Origin of the sequence: Pseudogracilibacillus auburnensis (assembly GCF_003201975.1) — a bacterium.
In the GTDB taxonomy this organism is placed as follows: Bacteria; Bacillota; Bacilli; order Bacillales; family Amphibacillaceae; genus Pseudogracilibacillus; species Pseudogracilibacillus auburnensis.
Genome location: NZ_QJJQ01000004.1, coordinates 93,410 through 114,678 on the forward strand (window position 1 = coordinate 93,410; position 21,269 = coordinate 114,678).

The 21,269-nt window shown below is 34.1% G+C and carries 19 protein-coding genes; 14 read left to right on the forward strand and 5 right to left on the reverse strand.

The genetic code is table 11. From position 1 onward, the window contains the following. Positions 1–26: 26 nt before the first annotated feature. On the forward strand, positions 27–1,394 hold the full coding sequence (locus DFR56_RS07190) for a hypothetical protein (protein ID WP_110394769.1): 1,368 nt from the start codon (positions 27–29) through the stop codon (positions 1,392–1,394). 681 nt (positions 1,395–2,075) lie between these two features. Here DFR56_RS07190 and DFR56_RS07195 read toward each other — a convergent pair. From DFR56_RS07195 to ytvI, 4 genes are all read right to left on the reverse strand, one after another. Next, positions 2,076–2,687, reverse strand: a complete 612-nt coding sequence (locus DFR56_RS07195; RefSeq protein ID WP_110394770.1) for a response regulator transcription factor — start codon at positions 2,685–2,687, stop codon at positions 2,076–2,078. Further along, positions 2,684–3,820: a sensor histidine kinase gene (locus tag DFR56_RS07200; protein ID WP_110394771.1), complete on the reverse strand. Its 1,137-nt coding sequence runs from the start codon at positions 3,818–3,820 to the stop codon at positions 2,684–2,686. The genes DFR56_RS07195 and DFR56_RS07200 overlap by 4 nt, the downstream gene beginning before the upstream one ends. An 81-nt stretch (positions 3,821–3,901) precedes the next feature. Continuing rightward, positions 3,902–4,945 carry a Delta(5) desaturase DesA gene (gene desA, locus DFR56_RS07205; protein ID WP_110394772.1) on the reverse strand — a complete coding sequence of 348 codons (1,044 nt, stop codon included), beginning with the start codon at positions 4,943–4,945 and terminating at the stop codon, positions 3,902–3,904. Between the two features lie 402 nt (positions 4,946–5,347). Beyond that, positions 5,348–6,484 (reverse strand): sporulation integral membrane protein YtvI, encoded by a 1,137-nt coding sequence (gene ytvI, locus DFR56_RS07210; RefSeq protein ID WP_110394773.1) that lies wholly within the window; start codon positions 6,482–6,484, stop codon positions 5,348–5,350. A 620-nt stretch (positions 6,485–7,104) separates the two neighbouring features. Between ytvI and DFR56_RS07215 the strand changes: the two genes are divergently transcribed. From DFR56_RS07215 to DFR56_RS07270, 13 genes are all read left to right on the forward strand, one after another. Next, on the forward strand, positions 7,105–7,623 hold the full coding sequence (locus tag DFR56_RS07215) for an IS110 family transposase (protein WP_244916449.1): 519 nt from the start codon (positions 7,105–7,107) through the stop codon (positions 7,621–7,623). Between the two features lie 9 nt (positions 7,624–7,632). Further along, positions 7,633–7,809 carry a hypothetical protein gene (locus tag DFR56_RS23445; RefSeq protein ID WP_244916450.1) on the forward strand — a complete coding sequence of 59 codons (177 nt, stop codon included), beginning with the start codon at positions 7,633–7,635 and terminating at the stop codon, positions 7,807–7,809. Between the two features lie 243 nt (positions 7,810–8,052). Continuing rightward, entirely contained in the window at positions 8,053–9,966 is a 1,914-nt protein-coding gene (locus tag DFR56_RS07220) for a beta-N-acetylhexosaminidase (protein WP_110394774.1), read from the forward strand. A 15-nt stretch (positions 9,967–9,981) separates the two neighbouring features. After that, positions 9,982–11,013 (forward strand): lactonase family protein, encoded by a 1,032-nt coding sequence (locus DFR56_RS07225; protein WP_110394775.1) that lies wholly within the window; start codon positions 9,982–9,984, stop codon positions 11,011–11,013. Between the two features lie 732 nt (positions 11,014–11,745). Further along, positions 11,746–13,365 (forward strand): extracellular solute-binding protein, encoded by a 1,620-nt coding sequence (locus tag DFR56_RS07230; protein WP_244916452.1) that lies wholly within the window; start codon positions 11,746–11,748, stop codon positions 13,363–13,365. Between the two features lie 158 nt (positions 13,366–13,523). Then, positions 13,524–14,471, forward strand: coding sequence for an ABC transporter permease (locus DFR56_RS07235; protein ID WP_110394776.1), 948 nt, complete (start codon positions 13,524–13,526; stop codon positions 14,469–14,471). Between the two features lie 12 nt (positions 14,472–14,483). Next, positions 14,484–15,380 (forward strand): carbohydrate ABC transporter permease, encoded by an 897-nt coding sequence (locus DFR56_RS07240; protein ID WP_110394777.1) that lies wholly within the window; start codon positions 14,484–14,486, stop codon positions 15,378–15,380. A 28-nt stretch (positions 15,381–15,408) separates the two neighbouring features. After that, on the forward strand, positions 15,409–16,026 hold the full coding sequence (locus tag DFR56_RS07245; RefSeq protein WP_110394778.1) for a YesL family protein: 618 nt from the start codon (positions 15,409–15,411) through the stop codon (positions 16,024–16,026). Between the two features lie 43 nt (positions 16,027–16,069). Then, positions 16,070–17,191: an amidohydrolase/deacetylase family metallohydrolase gene (locus DFR56_RS07250; RefSeq protein ID WP_110394779.1), complete on the forward strand. Its 1,122-nt coding sequence runs from the start codon at positions 16,070–16,072 to the stop codon at positions 17,189–17,191. Beyond that, complete coding sequence (locus DFR56_RS07255) at positions 17,154–18,242, forward strand: DgaE family pyridoxal phosphate-dependent ammonia lyase (RefSeq protein WP_110394780.1); 1,089 nt, start codon at positions 17,154–17,156, stop codon at positions 18,240–18,242. The genes DFR56_RS07250 and DFR56_RS07255 overlap by 38 nt, the downstream gene beginning before the upstream one ends. A 5-nt stretch (positions 18,243–18,247) precedes the next feature. Then, the gene (gene dagF, locus DFR56_RS07260) at positions 18,248–18,985 is read left to right on the forward strand and encodes a 2-dehydro-3-deoxy-phosphogluconate aldolase (protein WP_110394781.1); all 738 of its coding nucleotides are present in this window, start codon (positions 18,248–18,250) and stop codon (positions 18,983–18,985) included. A 1-nt stretch (position 18,986) separates the two neighbouring features. After that, complete coding sequence (locus DFR56_RS07265; protein ID WP_110394782.1) at positions 18,987–20,009, forward strand: sugar kinase; 1,023 nt, start codon at positions 18,987–18,989, stop codon at positions 20,007–20,009. Positions 20,010–20,016: 7 nt separating this feature from the next. Further along, positions 20,017–20,727, forward strand: coding sequence for a GntR family transcriptional regulator (locus tag DFR56_RS07270; protein ID WP_110394783.1), 711 nt, complete (start codon positions 20,017–20,019; stop codon positions 20,725–20,727). 48 nt (positions 20,728–20,775) lie between these two features. Here DFR56_RS07270 and DFR56_RS07275 read toward each other — a convergent pair whose 3' ends face one another. After that, the gene (locus DFR56_RS07275; protein WP_110394784.1) at positions 20,776–21,234 is read right to left on the reverse strand and encodes a DinB family protein; all 459 of its coding nucleotides are present in this window, start codon (positions 21,232–21,234) and stop codon (positions 20,776–20,778) included. Between the last annotated feature and the right edge of the window lie 35 nt (positions 21,235–21,269).

A 21,269-nucleotide genomic window follows, 5' to 3' on the forward strand; every position in this document is an offset into this window, starting at 1 on the left:
TCATTGTATGTATTTTGGGGTGGGGAATGAAAAGTTCATCATTTTACAATCATATTTATATTTTTTATGGGTCTGTTTTCATTATTCATTTGATTAATTTCTTTTTGGAACGGTCCTTTTTACATATCGTTCTATCGATATGCGCAATAGTAATGTTCCTATTCGCTTTTGTAAGGGCAACGCCAATTTTCAAAACGTTAGGAATTGCATTCGTCCTAATAGGTATCACTCTTTATTCAACAACGAAAACGCCGATCATAGAGATTATCTTCATTTTAAAAAACAATTTTCCGTTATTAACATTATTCATGATGCTTCCATGGATGAATAGTGTCGTAAGAAGTGGGCGTTATGATTATTTGTTAAGTAAAATGATGAAGATGAATACGAAAGATTTAGGAACGATGTATAATAGGAGCTCCATATCGACATTTTCATTGGCAACCTTTTTGAATTTACCGGCAATTACTATTTCACAGAGTATCATTAAAACTAATCTGAAATCACTTCCGAAGCGGCTACGCAATCAATTTATTAATATGGCATCTGTTCGAAGTTATACGATGGCATTATTATGGAGCCCGTTAGAAATACTCGTTGCAGTTGGCGTGTTTGTTACTGGAGTAAAATATATTCACGTTTTGCCATGGTTGTTAATGATCGTAACGATCGTATTTTTGATAGATAATTTGATAGGGAGATTAAAGTTTAAAAAACATTCATATGATGAGGTCGGAAGTAGGCAAAGCTTTAGCCGGCATGATATTAAAAAAACAATCGGTTTGTTAAGTGCATTAATTTTATTTTTAACTATCATCGTTTTAGCAGGCAATATTGAGCAACTTGATTTTATTATGACGATTACGTTATTAATCGTCCCGTTCACTTTTTTGTGGGCAATTGCTATTAAACGACTTCATCGATTTACAGTCGTCGGTTGGCATGCGTGGAAGAATAGTACAAATGCGATGCATAATTTCATCGTGTTATTCGTATCTCTTGCCCTATTTAGTAGTGCAATAACCGCTTCAGATGCTTCGACGTATATTCATGAGTTTATTTTAAAATTTTCCGAGACACCGCTTTTATTAATGTTTATGATTCAATTATTTATTTTAATGATGAGTTTATTCGGTGTTCATTCGATCGCTTCCATTGGAATTTTGACAGGATTAATCGGGCCACTCATGGAAATTATTGATCCTATTAGTTTAGCAATCATTTTAATAACGAGTTCTGTGTCTACTTTTGCTGTCAGTACTTATGGACTGTTAATTACGATTACGTCTTTTCATACAGAACAAAATCCGTATCGAATTACATTTGATAATATTATTTTTACGCTGTTTTTTGGCTCTCTCGGGACGCTCCTTGCCTATCTTTTAATGATGTAAAACATAAGCAGACATGGTTTTTACGTGTAATCATGTCTGTTTTTGTTTATTGAGTAATCGGGAAATAGTGTGGAACTTTTGCCTTCTCATCACGCAAATGGAATATATTTGCTAACACTCATCGATGCCCTTCCTCCCAAGACGCACAATGTTTATTATGGCGAGTTATCATAGGCGCAAAGTCTTCGAGCGAATGCACAGTCCTAGGAAGTGCTAATAGAGGTCATAAAAGTCAACTACTATCTAACGTTATGCAAATCTATTTTCGAAATTCATACGAAGTTTCTTATAAAATGAATGACGGTTTTCATTCAATCTTCCATGTGGGGATATTCATTTTCGAAATATGTAAAACTTCAATGTCAGTACGCAAACATTTCCGAAGGTGCGTAAAAATCGATAGTGATTGCTGAACTATTTAATAAAGTGCGGAAAAATTTATAAAACTGCGTAAAAAGTGCTAGCAAGTGCGTAAAAATAACAAAAAGTGCGTAAAACTCTAAAAAAGTGCTGAAATTTCACCCTCACTGCGTAAAGTTCCAGTGTGCAAACATTTACTTGTTTTTCAAGCCATTGTCAACGTGATTCGCATGGAGGTGACTTTGCATATTCCATTTGTTAAATCAAGCACATACCCTCGACATTTTTCATCTTTCCACACGATAATCCGAAATACCTCATTTATTTAAACCAACCTTTTTCTTTGAATCGTGAAATGGCCTCAATTCGATTACTTACATTTAGTTTATCTAAAATAGTAGAAATGTAATTCCTAACTGTTCCATGTGATAAAAATAATTCACCAGCTATTTCCTTCGTCGTTTTTCCCTTGGAGACGAGGCGAAGTACCTCGCTTTCACGCTCTGTTAATGGATTTTCTGTTATATCGTCATCTCCGTACATGATATCAACAAGTTCGGGAGCAAAAATTCGACGTCCTTCCATTACGATTCGTATTGCATCCGCTAGTTCCTCGATCGGACTGTCTTTTAATAAATAACCCCGAACTCCGGCTTTCCGAGCACGTTCAAAATAGCCAGTTCGTGCAAAAGTGGTTAAGATAATAATTTTACATGGACTTCCTTTTAATTCTTCGGCTGCATCTAGTCCAGTTTTTAAGGGCATCTCAATATCCATAATACAAATATCAGGATTCAGTTCTTGAACAAGATCAACGGCTTCTTCCCCATTTTGAGCCATTCCTATTACTTCAAAATCATCCTCCATATTTAATAAAGAACCTAAGGCGCCAAGCATCATTCCTTGGTCTTCTGCAATAACAATCTGAATCAAGACTTATCACCTCGACTTATTTGTTTAATAACTGCTGGAACACTAATGGTTAACGTAGTACCATTATTAGCTTCAATTCCTAAATGCCCATTGACAAATTCGAGCCTTTCTCTTATCCCATCCAGACCACTACCAGGTAAGTTTTTTCCGGAACCTGGAATACCGATTCCATCATCTTTTACCACGATATTGAATGCGTCTGAAAGTTGTTCAAAAGTAAGTTCACAACTACTCCCATAACTATGTTTTACAACATTAGTGACAGCCTCTTTCATACACATACTTAACACATTCTCCGTAATTGGCGGTATGGAAGTAAATCGAGGATCACCGTTAATCGATAAATCAATATTTGCTGCCTTTAAAATTTGTTTTACACGAATTAATTCTGTTGCTAATTTTTTTGATCGCATATCTGACACTAGTTCGCGTACTTCTTTCAATGCAGAGCTTGCTGTTTTTCTAATATCATGTAATTCTTTTTCAGCACGATCAGGATCACGTGAAATTAATTTTCCAACGAGATCTGTTTTCAGACCGATTAATGAAAGTTTTTGCCCAAGTGTATCGTGTAAATCACGAGCAATTCGTTGTCGTTCTTCAAAAACAACGAGTTCAGATATTCGCTCTTTAGCCATTTCGAGTTGACCTTCTAAGTTTTCACGTTTATTCCGGTTGTATAAATTAAATGGAAGTAAAACTGTTCCAATTAGACAAATTAAGATAAAATGTATTTGCGGTAAAAATAGATCAATTTTGATGAAAAATCCCGCAATGATAGCACCTAATATTGTTGCGATATGGAGTCCATACATAATGAAGAAGCCTGTTGTATTTCTAATGTTTCCGATAAAAAAAGCAGTAAATAATGCAAAATAAACAAATCCAAACAATAGGGACATAATAATATTAATGACCATTTCAAAACTAAGCCACATATACACGATGCCACTTTTAGCTTTAAAAGAGAAGATGTAACAGATGAAAAATAATAGTAACAATGCAATGCCGATCGCAATTTCAATAAGGGAAGACGATCTAAAAATAAAAAAGAACGGCAACAAACAAAATATAACCCATGTATAAATACTTAGCCATGGACTTTTTGGGAAAATACTGTACCAACGTTGCAAATGACATTCACCGTCCTTCTTACAAATATTGTATCAATTTTTCAAAAAGAAAAACAGCCATCATAAATGACTGTTTCTCCCTTATTTACTTTGAGAACTCAGTTTAGTTAACGTTTCTCTTTTTGTCCCTTGTATATACTGATTCGCTTCTCTAAACGTAACAAATGATTTTGTCATTGGATTGTAAAGCCGATAACGTAAAGAATCCAAACTAGTGATAAGCGTAATCTTAGTAGCATATTGAAGTGGAGGAGTTGTTTCATGTGCTTCCTCTAAATGATAATTGGGAACACGTGGCGCTAAATGATGTACATGATGATAGCCGATATTTCCAGTTAACCATTGCAAGACACGTGGTAATTCATAATAGGAACTCCCTTCGACAGCTGCTTTAACATAATTCCATTCTGATTCTTCCTCAAAATAGGAGTCTTCAAATGTATGTTGTATATAAAATAACCAAATGCCAAGTGCAGCAGCAACATAAAGTGTCACTCCTTGCACGATTAAAAATGCTTTCCAGCCTACGATAAAAAAGATCAAACCATAAAATAAGATAATGAGAACATTTGTTAAATACGTATTATTTCGTTCCTTTTTTCGAACATTTTTCCGATTCATTCGATTTGAAACGAGAATTAAATAAAGTGGTCCAAGTCCAAACATGATAAATGGATTGCGATACAAGCGATACATAAGACGTTGCCATTTTGTTGCTTTTACATATTCATCAATCGTCATCACCCATATGTCACCAATGCCTCGTTTATCTAAATTGGAGCTTGAAGCATGGTGTATAGCATGTTCTCTTTTCCACTTTTCATAAGGAAATAATGTAATTACCCCTGTCAATGTACCAAGAAAATCATTCGTTTTTTTATGGTGGAAAAACGAACCATGTGTGCAATCATGAAAAATGATAAACGTTCGAACGACAAACCCTGAAGCAAGTAAGGAAAATACGAATGCCAACCAAATGGAAATAGATAAACTTTGGAAAGCAAAGAACCAGCAAAGAAATACTGGTGGAATCGTATTTATTATTTGAATGATGCTTTTTCGATTATTTGCATGAGTAAATGGTGCTACACTTTTGTGTAATTGGACGGTTTTTTCTTTAGACATAAGTGCCTCCTAATATAATGACTACTTTTATCTTAATAGAAGGCACGATCTTTCAAAATACTCATATGTCATTATTTTTATATGACAAATGTCATATGGAATGAAGGAAGTTCATCAAACTTTTGGAACAAGATAGACTTTGAACGAAAGAAAACCTTGTTGAAATGTGCGTTTCAGTTGAACAAATTCGTGTTTACCTTAACAAATCGGATCATTGGTACCGGTGATTTTAACAGGTAGGCAAGTTCATGTCCAAGAGCTTTACCATCGTTTGATGCAAAAACTAGCACTCACTCATCATAATCATCCTGTAACTTTTGGATTTGCTATTAGCCCGGCAATTCCTCATTAGTTAAAATCAGAAAAGTTGTCAAATCCTAACGAAATAACACGAAAGGCTTCTTAGTCTTTTTCACCAGTATTTTTCCTGTTACTTCCGACAATAAATGCCCATATATCTTTAAATATCCCTGTTTCGTGAAAAATTTTCATTAAAATAAATGTTAATGGCCCAAGGACAATCCCAATGACACCAATTAATTTAAAGCCGACATACATCGTAAATAATGTTAATAAAGGGCTTATCCCTATACTAGATGATAATATTTTTGGTTTTATTAATTGACGTTGTAAAACAATCAAACCATATAAAATCGATAAGCCTGTACCTAGAAAAACTTCACCTGTTGAAAAACTATAAATGACCCATGGTAAAAAGACAATGATAGCCCCAAGATACGGCAGGAAATCGACGATCCAAATAATGAGAGCAATCGAAAGTGCATGCTCGACTCTCAAGATTAGCAGGCCAATAAAAACAATAACCGCAGAGATAAAAGTAAGCTTAAATTCCGCTTTTAAAAAACCGAGTAAGGCTTTTTGCAACCCTTCATAAATTTGATTGATGCGGAATTGCACTTTTTTCGGTATTTTTTTATGTAAGGCTTTCACTATTCGGTGCCAATCTTTACTGATAAAAAATGTTGCAAGTAAGGAAATAACTAAAATGGTAGCGAAATTCGGTAACTTGGTAATAATAAAATATAACCCATTACCGAGCGCTTGGACTATCGAACTAAACGCATTCGTCAGATTTTCTCCAATAAATTGCATGCTATCAAGAACAGTGCTTCTTTGACTTTGATCAAGATCGCGAAACAAATGAAGTAAATTCGTGTAAATTGGTGCAATCGTCTCATTATATAAATTCTCCATATAAACAGCGAAATTTTTATAATGTTCGGGAACAACTCTCGATAAATAAGAGAACCCTTGAATAATTTCATTTACGAGTAATGTAATTGCTGTCGATATAACACCAAGTATAACTAGAATCGAAGTTAGCACAGCAAACCCACGCGGCATTCTCGTCTTCACTTGAAAAAAATCAACGAGAGGATTAATGAGTAGTGCAATAAAAAAACCAATAATAAACGGTATCATTAATCTCCCGATAAAATAAATTGCAAATATCCCAAGAATAAATGCTACAATCACTATGAGAACCCGAAGACCAATAAATAAATGATTTTTATTCATGTCTTATTCCGCCTTTATTTGCTGTTATTTACAAGTATTTTACCACAATTATGCCTTAATGTAGTTTTTCAATAAATATTACTCCACTTTCGTAGAGTAAAATGAACAAAAAAGCCTTCGTAGAATAAAGTGGGATGAAGATACAGTGCTCCAGTTGACTTTGGAGATTAACTGTTTTGCTCTAAACAGTCTGTTTACATCTAAACTCCACCTGCTCCGTTAAGTTTGTTGCTATTATCACGCAATTGAAATAAACTGTGCAGTAACTTTAAAATAGTGAATATACCATCGCTACAGAAATGCACTCCGCTTTCACCACAGGGCATAAGAGCGACATCTGTTCAACCCGCACTATCGCTTGCTTTCACAGTATCTCCTTTACCGTGGGCGGCTGATAAGCCTCCTCACTCGAAATTAAAGGAGGGCCAACTAAAACCGGCCTTTGCGGCCAACGTCGGCATACCCCTTGCCGGGGCAGGGTCTTATTTAGGCCTATCCTCCCACAGGAGTTATCATGAACGAAACTAGCCCCTGATCGTAATATCGTAGGTTAATTCGGGAATAGTGTATACAACATTTAAATCCCAAATCAGAGCTATAATACGAAAGGAGCTAGTAATATGAATAATACCACAAAATACGTCGGTTTAGACGTATCAAAGGAAAAAATTGCAGTAGCGGTTGCGGAAGAGGGACGTTCTAAGCCAAGGTTTATTGGTATGATTAACTATGAGATTAAGGAAATTAGAAAACTAATGAGAAAACTTGGTGACCCCGAACAGCTTCAAGTCTGTTATGAAGCTGGGCCAACTGGATATGGCCTCTACCGATTCCTTAAGAGTATAGATATTGAATGTGAAGTAATAGCGCCATCGTTAATACCACAAAAGCCTGGTGAACGCGTAAAAACGGATAAACGTGATGCCATTAAACTTGCAACACTTTATAGAGCTGGAGAATTAACTCCTATCTATGTACCATCGGAAGATGATGAAGCGCTTCGAGATTTAGTTCGAGCACGAGAAGATGTAAAAGAAGATGAATTAAGAGCCAAACATAGATTAACAAAGTTTCTTCTTAGAAACGAAATCAAACCACCGAAAGGCACAAAAAAATGGACGGTAAAATACTGGGATTAGCTGAATAGCTTGAAGTTTGATCGGTCTGCATCACAAGTTGCATACCAAGAATATTTACAGCAACTAAAAGAATTTCAACAACGATTAAAACTTTTAGAACAAAAAATTGAGGAGCAGGCTAAAGATGGCATTCATGCGCCAATGATTCAAACCCTTCCCAATCTTTTGAAAAACGGTTTATTATAACAAGGTTGTCAAGGATATAATTAGCATCCCAAGCTTAACCAAACGAACTGTTTGAACTCATTTTATTGGTACAAAAGTTAAGATATTATATAAAAATTTTTATAAAAAGATTGACGATATATTTATTCTATTGTAACATCATGTATTAAAATAATTGATCTTCAATTATTTTTTCGCTGCTCCATTCCATCACGCCCTTTGATTGGAGAGAACAACAAAAAAATAGAAAAGAAGGTGTTCATATTGAAAATTAAATTAGCTGACGATTATCCAAGCTTGCTTAATGGTTTAAAAGCATTGCAAACAGATTTTAATTTTGAAATCTCAGAGTCGGCAGAAATTGAATTGGTTTGTAAACAGAATAAAGATCACCATGGTCTAACTGTTTCTTTTGATAATGGTACTGGGCAAATTATATACCAAAAAACAAATCAATTTTTTAGAGCATTCGGACTGCTTTTAGAGAAAGTTCAAAAAGGAGAAACCACGTTTTCATTTGATGAAACAGCTCAATTTAAAACGGTAGGTCCTATGTTTGATTTTTCAAGAAATGCTGTCATGAAACCAAATTGTTTTTATGAAATGATTCGTATCCTGGCTATGATGGGATTCGATTCAGCGATGTTGTATATGGAAGATACATATGAAGTAAAGGGCGAACCGTACTTTGGGTATATGCGTGGAAGATATACGGAGGAAGAACTAAAAAAATTAGATGATTACGCCCACCAATTTGGAATTGAACTAATTCCGTGTATCCAAACGCTTGCACATCTAGAAGAATTTTTGAAATGGGATGCAGCTTATCAGTATAAAGATACAAGAGGGGCTTTACTGTTAGAAAGTGAAGCAACCTACAGCTTGCTTGAAAAAATGATTCATGCCGCTTCTACACCATTTAGAAGTAAGCGCATTCATATAGGGATGGACGAAGCAGAGGAGTTGGGACGTGGCATATTTTTAAACAAAAATGGGTATAAACCACGTTTTGAACTAATGGCAGTGCATTTGGATAGAGTTTTACAAATAACAGATCAACTTGGCTTAGAAGCAGTGATGTGGAGTGATATGTTCTTAAAGTTAGCTTCTGAGACGGGGGATAGATATAGTAAAACAACTGAAATACCAGATCATATTATTGAACAAACACCTAAACAAGTACAGTTAATGTATTGGCAATATAATTCAACAGACACAGACCATTATGTAAAAATAATAGAACAGCATAAAGCATTTAACAAAAAACCAGCATTTGCAGGTGGAATGTGGATATGGAATACATTTGCAACAAATTATCAATTATCATTACAGGCGAGCGAAGCAGCTTTAAATGCTTGTAAACAAACGGGTGTTGATGATGTTTTTGTTACACTTTGGGGAGATGATGGTATTGAAAACAATCCTTATACAGCCCTTTTAGGTTTGCAATATTATGCCGAACATGCTTATGCAGAAAAATTAGATCAGGATAAATTATATGATAGAGTTGCCTTCTGTACAGGAATAGCAGCAGAAAAATATTTAATGTTTAATAAATTAGATACACCTCCAGGAGTAGCGGCAGACAATTTAGAACAAACAAATCCTTCAAAGTTTTTATTATGGCAAGATATCTTGCTGGGAGTTTTTGATAAACACATAGAGGGGCTAGATATGGATAGTTATTTTCAATCCCTCGCGGAAGAATTTCAACATAGTCGAAATAACAAGGATAAACTAGATTATATCTTTGATGTTCCTCAAAAATTGAGTAGAGTACTAGCTTTAAAGGCAGGTATTGGTGTGAAGCTAAAGGAGGCTTATGATAATAAGGATCGTAAAGAGTTAAAAAATATAGCTAACGTAATCATCCCAGAAATAATAAATCGAGTAAATGATCTGAGAAAAGCGCACCGGAATCAATGGTTAAGAATGAATAAACCATTTGGTTGGGAAGTAATTGATATTCGTTATGGTGGTTTAATAAATCGACTAGATACCGCCTCTTGTAGAATAAACGATTATTTGAACGAAGAAATAAATTTTATTGATGAACTTGAACAAGAAAGGTTATATTACTCACCAAATATAGAACATTCTACTAGTTTAGGTTGGTGTAGTTATTACTATCGGATGGCATCACCAAATGTGTTTTTTCACGTTTTACCGATTTATTAATGAAGGAGAAGAAAAATGAGTAATCGAAAATATAATCTTTTCGTTGGTTGTTATGGAAAGGCAGTAGAAGAGACGATTCATTGGTTACATTTTGATGCTGAAAAAGGACAACTAAGTAAGGTTCATTCATGTAACGGAATTGAAAATCCTTCATTTCTAACAATAAATCATCGAAAAAGTCACTTATTTACAGTAAGTGAAGTGCAAAATGGTCAAGTCGTTAGTTTCGAAATTAATAAAGATCTATGCACGATTCATGAATTAAATAGACAAAAAACAAAAGGTGGACCATGCTATCTTGAGATAGACTGTACTGACGAATATTTATTTACAGCAAATTATTCTAATGGAAGTATCATCATTCACAAAATAGAAAAAAGTGGAGCAATTGGAAGAGAAGTTGACTATCATTTTTATCACGACGATGGATTTTTACCTTCTAAGATTCATGCAATAAGAAAAATTCCGAAAACTTCATATTTTGTTGCGACAGATTTAGGGTTAAATAAATTATATTTTTACACATTTAATCAAAGAACAGGTAAACTAACTTTTCTTCGTGATCAGGAAGTACCTAAAGGCTCTGGGCCACGCCATATTACGTTTCATCCATCACTGTCGATTTTTTACGTTGTAAATGAATTTAATTCAACGGTCTTAACATACGCATATGATGAACATCTAAAAAGGATTCATTTACTACAAGTGTTACCAACTTTACCAGAGACATTTAAGGAAGATAATTATGGCGCTGATATTCATATAACCGTAGTAGGAGATTACTTATATGTATCTAATCGAGGACATCATTCGCTAACAGCTTATAAGGTTTTAAGAGATGGATCACTTTCGACGATTAACCAGATTAAAACAGATGGTAAATGGCCGAGAAATTTTGTGATTATACCAAATGAGCAATATATTGTAGTTGCTAATGAACATACTAACAGTTTAGTAGTGATGAAGATTTTGGGAGATGGCAGGTTACAAAAAACGGGTCACTCTTACCAAGTTAACAAGCCAGTTTGTTTAGAAGTAATAGAATAAATATCACATTTACAGTGAGAAACGATTGTTTTTCATCTTTATTTTGGCTTATAACATTATAATGTTATAAGTTAATGTTGATTTATTCCTAAAATGATAGTATGATAGTAAATGACCTGAAAACGCTTACTACAGATGCCATATCTTTAGTATTGATTTCTGATCTTTTCGTGACAAATGATTTTCCCATCTTTATGAAGATGGGAAAGATCAATGTCACCAAGACAGATGGAATTTACAGTATTCTTTTGAACGACAAGAAAGTATAAGTGGTATTGTTTACTGGCTAAGAACGTGACGTGCTATCACGACACCGATACAAGCATATTAGGACTGTAAAAAATCTTGTCCCATCAAACAGGTTTTGGGACTACGATAAAATCTCGTCCCATCGAAAACATTGCGACTACGGTTACTCATCTCAATAAATATTGTGCATGGTAAGGGCAACTTAGACATGCGTAATAAAATGAGTAAGTTAATTACTTTACATAAATGCAACATGCCTTTGTTAGCGTGGAATAACTTATCAATCGGCATGTTTTAGCAAATGGCAAATTTTCTGATAGACTAAGTCTCTTTACAATATTGATAAAGAAGAGGTGGTATGATACTCTTTTGATTTATTGATATTTCTAAATATTCTTTAAATAAAGGTGGTGATAGATAGTTAGTGACTTAATCAAAATAATTTTTCGTTGAAAACATTGAATTTATTAAGGAGGGTTATAGGTGAAACGGAGAAAAAGCTTACTTTTGTTAATGGTAGTGTTTTTAATCTTAGCTGCATGTGGTGGAAATGAAGGTGCAAGTAAAGACAAGTCAGAAAGTGAATCGACTGGTGTAAATGTAAATACGACAGGAATGCCGATTGTAGATGAGCAAATAGATATGACTATTTTTGCAAATAAACCTGCACAAAATGAGGATAATGATTGGAATGATATTTTAATTTGGAATCATTACCGAGATCTGACAAACATAAATGCAGATTGGAATTTACATCACCCTGATGCTCTTGAGGAAAAAAGAAACTTAGCTCTTGGGAGTGGAGAATTACCAGATGCATTTTATTTATCACAATTAACGAACGCAGACTTATTAAAGTATGGTGGGCAAGGTACTTTTTTACCCCTTAATGATTTAATTGATGAATATGCACCAAATTTAACGGAATTAATGGAGAACGATCCAAGTATCCGAAAAGCAATAACGTTCCCGGATGGAAATATTTATTCTATGCCATCATTAATAGAGGAAGATTTCTTATCCTTACGGTTAAGTGCTAGACCTTGGATAAATGAAGATTGGTTAGAAGAATTAGACATGGATATTCCAGAAACAACAGGAGAATTTTATGAGTATTTAAAAGCGGTAAAAGAGCTTGATCCGGCTGGTGACGGAAAAACTATTCCATATGGTGGTACAGATATTATCGAGTTAGTACAGTGGTTATCTGGTTCGTTTGGTGTGATGAATCATGGTCCGTCGAATACGAATATCGATTTGGATCCGGCCGACCCTAGTAAAGTTCGATTCTATGCAACTACGGACGAATATAAACAATTATTAGAATTTATCCACATGTTATATGACGAAAGTTTAATTGAGCAAAATATCTTTTCGATTGAATGGGGGCAGTTTTTAGCCAATGCAGCGGATAACTTATATGCAAGCATGATTTTCTATGATCCGATTGAACTTTTTGGTGAAGAAGTTGGCTCGCAATATAATAGTGTAGCTGCTTTGGAAGGGCCAGAAGGATTTAAAGATTATAATAAGCTTTCTTCTTCTATCTGGGAAACTTCTAGTTTTGTTATTACAAGTGAAAATGAAAACCCGGAAGCAGCTGTACGTTGGATGGATTATTTTTATAGTGATGAAGGCGCAAAACTTTATTATATGGGTGTAGAAGGGGAATCCTATGAGGAAAAAGACGGAGAAAGTGTCTATATGGATCATATCTTAAATCCAGAAGGAGATATGACATTTGAACAAGCTTTAGCAAAACAGTTAACTTGGTTAGGTTCAATAAGTGGGATTATTAAAGCTGATTTCTTCCAAGGTGGAGAAACTGCACCACAATCGATGGAAGCAGCAGAAAAAATTGAAGCATTTGTACCAGAAGAAATTTGGCCGAGATTTACATTTACGGAAGATGAAAATAAGGTGTTAGAATCCACTGGTGCGGATGTAGACAAGTATGTGGAAGAAATGCGAGATAAGTTTATTAGTGGAGATGTTGACCTTTCCGAGTGGGACAACTATGTTGAAACAATTGAACAAATGGGTGGTTTAGATGAGTTGCTAGGAGTTTATCAAGGAGCATTCGAAAGATATCAAGAAAATTGATGACGGAACAAAGGGGGATCCCCCTCCCCCTTTTTTTACGAATTTTAGTTTACTTTTACGCATGAACTCATCATGTTTTGAGTGTAGATACTAGTTTATTTATTTAAATAGAGAAATCTTTTAATTGAGTAGTAGTGTAAGAGGAGGCGTGCAATCGAATGGAATTGCAACAAGAGAAAAAAAGTCTAAATAAAAAAAGCCGAACTTATGCAATAAAAAAGAGTCTGTTAAGAAATTGGCAATTATATGTATTCCTTTTACCTGCTTTAACATACTTTTTTATTTTCCATTACATTCCGATGTATGGTGTTCAAATTGCATTTAAAGATTATTTTGCTAACTTGGGAATTTCGGGCAGTCCGTGGGTAGGATTTGAACATTTTGATCGCTTTTTTAATTCTTATTATTTTTGGCGTTTATTAAAAAATACAATCATTTTAAATGCTTATGGTTTATTATTATTTCCACTACCAATTATTTTTGCTTTATCTTTAAATGAGCTAAGGGCTGGAGCATTTAAAAAATGGTCACAAACGCTAACTTATGCACCTCATTTTATATCTGTAGTAGTTGTTGTAGGAATGTTAGTTGCATTTTTAGACCCTGTGACTGGATTGGTTAACCACGCAATACGAGGTTTGGGATTTGAATCGATCTCATTTTTGACTAGCCCAGACTGGTTCAGACATATATACGTATGGTCAGGTCAATGGCAAACATTAGGTTGGAGCACCATTATTTATTTGGCAGCACTTGCAGGTGTTAATCCGGAATTACACGAAGCTGCCAAAGTAGATGGAGCAACGAGGTTACAGAGAGTATTACGTATAAATCTACCAAGCATCATGCCGACCATTATTATTTTATTTATCTTAAATATGGGTAATTTTATGCAAATCGGCTTTGAGAAGGTTTTGTTAATGCAAAATACACTGAACTCTGAAACATCAGACATTATTCAAACATTTGTTTATGAAACAGGACTATTAGAAGGACGATATAGTTTTGCTGCAGCAATTGGATTATTTGAATCAGCAATCAATATTGTTTTACTCATTACCGTTAACCAAATTGCCAGAAAGGTAAGTGAGAATAGTTTATGGTAAGGAGGAGAATGAATGCGAAATTTTAGTTTGTCTGATCAAGCTTTTGAAAGAATTAACTTTATATTTGTATTGATGATCACGTTGATTATTATTTATCCGCTTATATTTGTTATAAGTGCATCCATCAGTGATCCGCATGCTGTAAACACAGGAAAAATGTGGTTATGGCCTGTTGATATTACCTTTGATGGTTTTATACGTGTGTTTAAAAATAAAGCAATCTGGGTTGGTTATCGGAACACAATCGTATATACATTAATTGGTACGTGTATTCATTTATTTATTTTATTACCTTGTGCATATGCGTTATCAAGGAAAGAGTTAATCGCTAAACAGTTCTTTTTATGGTTTGTATTATTTACAATGCTTTTTAATGGGGGATTAATCCCTACTTATCTAGTTGTGAAGGGATTAGGAATGGTCAATACAATGTGGGCAATTGTTATTCCAGGTGTTATAGGAGCTTGGTCTATATTGGTTGCAAGGTCTTTTTTTCAGCAAACAATTCCCGATCAGCTAGTTGAAGCATCTAAAATTGACGGGGCTAGTGATTTTTATTTATTTATAAAAATAGTCCTTCCATTATCTTTACCGATTATTGCAGTAATGGCATTGTTTCATGCTGTTGCCTTATGGAATCAGTATTTTAATGCACTCATTTATCTCTCGGATGAGAAATTATTTCCATTGCAACTAATTCTACGGCAAATACTGATTGTAAATGAGGTAAGTGCAGATAGTGCGGCATCTGCTGCTGGATCGGCTCAATCATTCGCCGATCAGGTCAAAACAGCTTCACTTGTAAAATATGCTGTGATCATCGTGTCAGCTTTACCGCTATTAATCGTTTATCCATTTTTACAACGCTTTTTTGTAAAAGGAGTATTAATTGGTTCGGTTAAAGAATAATTTTTGACGAAGATCAGGAGGAAATGTGATGCATGGGTTTATTGCTGGATACTATACATTTTGTATTTGGACAATGAGGTTAGCTTACTTAAATATACTTTGGGTATTTTTTACTTTAGTAGGTCTCATCATTTTTGGATTCATGCCTGCAACGGCAGCAATGTTTGCAGTAGTTAGAAAATGGGTGTTAGGTGAAGAAGATAGTGCAATTTTTAAGACGTTTTGGGATTCTTATCGGAAAGAATTTTTGAAAGCAAATGGTTTAGGGATGATGTTTTTTTTATTTGGATACTTCTTAATAATAGAATTCCAAATATTACGATTACAAGAGAGTTTACTTTATTTTATTGTTAGCTTTGGAGTGATTACGATTTTTATTTTATATACTATTGCCCTAACCTATTTCTTTCCGATTTTTGTTCATTTTAATTTAAAGTTAACGGATTATTTGAAATGGCCATTCATCATTGGTATTGTCCATCCAATTTTAACACTGTTTATGATGATTGGACTTCTAACAATATTATATATCACATTTATGACTATACCAGCAATCTTGTTCTTTTTTGGTGGTAGTATGTCAGCATATTTTATCATGTGGGGTGCTTCAAAAACGTTTGATAAGTATGAAATGAATGAAGTTTAAAAAATACATAATACGACATAGCGGTACTAAAGGAGCATGGGGCATGATACAGATTATAGAAAATGCAATGTTAACGACGGGAAGTAAAGTCAACATTGTAGTAAAAGATAGCAAAGTAATCGAAGTAACCAATCAATATTTTGGTGAAGGAAAGGTTATCTCATTACCAGAAGATGTTTACGTTTCTCCCGGTTGGATTGATTTACATACCCATTCATTTCCTAAATTTGAACCATATTGTGCTCATCCAGATGAGATTGGCTATAAAACAGGTGTAACGACAGTGGTTGATGCTGGAAGTTGTGGTGCAAATGATATCGATGAATTTAATGAAGTGTCACAAAAAAGTAAAACACGTGTTTTTTCATTTATAAATGTATCTTCTGTAGGTTTAAAGATAAGAAATGAGTTAGAAGATTTGTCACTGCTTTCTCTTGAGGCAATTGAAAAAGCGATTGAAAAATACCCTGAAATGATTATAGGTCTAAAAGTAAGAATGAGTGCAAGTGTAATAGGGAATAACGATACTAAGGCATTAGAAATTGCAAAACAATTTTCAAAAAGATGTAATAAACCTTTAATGGTTCATATCGGTAGTTCACCTCCAAAATTGTTAGATATCATTCAATATTTAGATAGAGGTGATATTATTACCCATTGCTTTAACGAAAAACCAAATAATCATATTTTTAGTGATAAGGAAACGAACAATGCCTTACGTGCGGCAATTGAACGTGGAGTTTATCTTGATATTGGTCATGGGACTTCGAGCTTTTCTTATCCAATCGCTATAAAAGCGCGAGAAAAAAATATACCTTTTCATAGTATTAGTACAGATATTTATGAAAAGAATCGAATAAATGGACCAGTTTATAATATGGCGACAACTTTATCCAAATTTTTGAGCTTAGGGTATTCATTAGAAAAAGTGATAGATTCAGTGACAACTATCCCGGCAAAGATAATGAATAATCATGAGATTGGAGTGATTCAAAAAGGGGCTGTTGCAGATTTAACATTTTTTTCAATTGAAAAGCAAGAAAAGATGTTGAAAGATTCTTTTGGAAATGAGCTAGTCGTTAAAAATCAGATTAAACCTCATGCGGTAATGATAGGTGGAAACTATTATGAATGTAAATCAGATGAAGTTAAAACGAGTAATTAATGCAAGTGGTAAGATGAGTATTTTAGGAGTTTCAACATTTTCAAATGATGTAATAGAAGCGATGAGAGAAGGCGCACAACACTATTACGAAATGGATGAACTGTATAAAGAATCGGGAAAAATTGTTGCTCAATATTTAAATACAGAATCAGCTCTCGTTACCAATTCAGCATCCTCAGCTATTGCACTTGCTGTTGCTGGATTGGTGACTAAAGATGATGCTTATTTAGTAGAACATTTACATTCAGATCCCATACATAAAGAAATAATTATCATGAAAGGACATATGATCGATTATGGAGCCCCAGTTAGTACAATGATCCATCTAGGTGGGGGATATGTAAAAGAAGTAGGTTATGCAAATGGTTGTACATTACAGCAATTAGAACTAGCGGTCACAGAGCAGACAGTGGGAATTATTTTTATCCAGTCACACCATTGTGTTCAAAAAAATATGCCTTCATTACAGGAGGTAAGCAAACTAGCACAGGAGAAACAACTACCGCTTATTCTTGATATTGCTGCAGAAGAAACATTTTATAAATATACTAATTTGGCTAATTTACTAATTATAAGTGGATCAAAGGCGATAGAAGGACCTACATCAGGAATTATCGCAGGGGACAGGCAATATATAAAGTATGTACAACAGCATTATCAAGGAATTGGAAGGGCAATGAAAATAGGCAAAGAAGGAATTTTTGGGTTGTTAAAAGCACTAGAAATATATAAGCATGAACAATTGTCTAAACAACAGCAAATAACTTTGTTAGATCATTTTTTTGAGTTAGAAAAAATTTCAGGTCTTCAAGTCAAGATTCATCAAGATGAATCAGGACGTAATATCTTTCGTGCGCAAATTCATGTTGATGAAAAGAAAACAAAATATCATGCACAAAAGTTAACAAAGATATTGCAAGAAGGAGATACAGCTATTTATACGCGTAATTACTTCTTAAATGTTGGATACTTTGAAATTGATCCGCGATCATTATCTCATCAAGATGTTGAAATGATCATATATAGTATAAAACAAATACTAGGTGGTTAAAAAAAATGTTGCATTCTCGTTTCTATAATAATAAGATATGTTTAAATGTATTGGCAAAAGATATTAATAATGCAAGAGAAATTTATGAGGTTACAGAAGGACACGTATTAATTGGTTTATTGTCTTCAGACTATAAAACAGTAGATCAAGCAGTTTATGAAATGGCCAAATACAAAAAGGAAGTAGATGGAGCAATTTCTGTCGGATTAGGATCAGGAGACCCAAATCAATGGGAAATGGTTGCACACATATGTAAATCATTGGAAGTAGAACATGTAAATCAAGTGTTTTCTGCGATAGGATATACTAGAGCAAGTGTGAAAAACGAATCAGCAATTATTAATTGTCTCGTTAACCCTACAAATGAACTAGGTTATGTTAATATTGCGACAGGCCCATTATCTTCCACAAGACCACCAGTAAATGTGCACCTTACATCTGCCATTACTTTTATTCGTGAAATGGGTGGAAATTCTGTTAAATTTTTTCCTATGAAAGGCCTAAAAACAAAGGAAGCCTATAAAAGAGTTGCAAGCATTTGTGCAAAAGAAAACTTTCCTTTAGAACCTACAGGCAGTATAAATTTACAAAACTTTGAGGAAATTGTAACGATAGCATTAGAGGCAGGAGTTAACCGAGTTATTCCACACGTTTACTCTTCTATAATTAATCCTTCTACAGGAAAAACAGATATAGAAGATGTAAAAAAATTATATGACATGATGAAAAAAGTAGGGAAATAAGATGGATAAAAAAATAAAAGCATTTGGGGAAGTGATGATGAGATTAGAAGTTCCAAATAGCTTAAAATTGGAACAATCGCATACATTAAATGTTTCCTATTCAGGAACAGGGGTTAATGTGTTAAGTGCATTAAGTAAATATGGGCACCAAACATCACTTATTACAAAATTACCTTACAATAGCCTTGGTCATGCAGCAATTTCCTATATAAGATCGTTAGGAATTTCAACAGAAGATATTATTCAAGGTGGGGAGTATTTAGGAATGTATTTTCTTGAGAAAGGGTTTAGTGTAAGACCTACTCAAGTTACCTATTCAAACAGGAAGGAAAGCAGCTTTTGTACTTCTGCCATGACAGATTATAATTTGGAAACAGTTTTTAAAGATACAAAAGTGATTCATTTTTGTGGGATAACATTAGCGATATCAGAGCAAATAAGAAGTATTGCCCTACAAATTGCCAAACGAGCAAAACAATTAGGAATAACAATAATTTTTGATTGTAATTATCGCCCAAAGTTATGGGAACATCAGAAGGAATTTGCAAAGCAGTACTATGAAGAGATGTTACAATGGACAGATATATGTTTTATGACAGAAAAAGATGCACTATATTTGTTAGAAATAGAAACGACGGAAAAAGAACAAAAAAAGCAACTTGAAAGTTTATTGCCGAAAGTTGCTGAAAAATATCAAATTGAAACGATTGCAGGTACAATTAGGGAGAATAAAGCAGAAGGAGCACAGGTCATCCAAGGGTTTATGTATTCATGTTCCCCTTCATCTTTTATTTATTCCCGAAGTTATCATCATCATATACTTGATCGCATAGGTGCTGGAGATGGATTTGCAAGTGGTATTATTCATGGTATAATGAATCATTTTTCTGTTAATGATACTATTGAGTTTGCTACTGCGTCTGGCGTTCTTGCACATACTACTTACGGTGATGTTCCAATTTGTTCTACTAAAGAAGTGTGGTCTCTATTAAATAAGGAAAATAGAGCAAATATAGAAAGGTAGATAGAATATGAAATTGACTCTAAAAAAAGGGCCACTTTATTTACAATTAGAAGAAATATTAAAAGAGCGAATAATTAGTGGACAATACCCTAAAAATACACTGATTCCTTCAGAACCAGAGTTAAAAGAAGAATTTGGTGTAAGTATCATTACAGTTCGTAAAGCAGTAGAACAATTATCTCAACAAGGTTATGTAGAAAAACGTAGTGGGATAGGTACAACAGTGCTTGATAATAATGCTATTTCTAAATTATCAAAAGGGCAACGTTTTTCCGAATACTTATTGGAAGAAGGACATGATCTTAGTAAAGAATTTATTGATTTATTTGTTGTAGATTCTAAAACACATCATGTTTTAGAATCTCATTTCCATTCAAAATGCTATTGTATAGAACGTCTTTATAAATTTAATCAAAAACCTTATATCCATTTTAAGCATTATATTCCGCAACATATTTCATTACCAAGCGACCCAGAATATTTACAAAATTCGTTATATGAGATTATGTATCAACAAGGAGTAAGGTTTCATCGATTTAAAGATGAATTTGGTGTAGGTATCCCAGATGAAAAAATTGCAGAAAAGCTATCAATTGACCAAAGACCATTATTACAACGTTTTAGATTTTCTTTTGATTTAAATGAAAAGCTTGTTGAATATTCAGAAGCATTTTATAACACGGAAATCCATCGATATGTAGTAAATTTCGATATGTAGTATTTTTCAAACCTCAAAATCCCCCTAAAAGTAGAGAAGGGGGATTCTTCATTTCGTTGCCAGTCGTAACGATTTAATATCTCCTAAATGAATGCCTTCATGCCATGTAATAAATTGTAAAGCGGAGTCTACCGTTTCAAGCTTCATCCCATTAAGATCGCGAACCTTTGAAGCTTTATGATGAAGTTTTTCAGAAAAGAAGGTTTCAATTCTCCCTTCTTGTTCTCGTAATGCTTCAAGTATTTCCTCTTTTGAAGGCACATCCCCTTCCCATTCAGACGGGCGGGATCCATCCAGAAAAAGTGGCATCCAATCAGGTCGAGTTATCTCATAATCATGGTCGGCATCATGCATAAATCCTTCCGCTTCGGCATACACGTGACCTGCAAGCCAACGAATATTATTTGGCCAATGTTCGGGTTGAATATCCCATAAGCTTTCATCTAATTTAGAAAGTAAAATTAGAGATGATGTACGTGAATATTTAAACAATGTCATCGATTCCATGAAAACAACTCCTTTTTCATTTGAAATATATATTT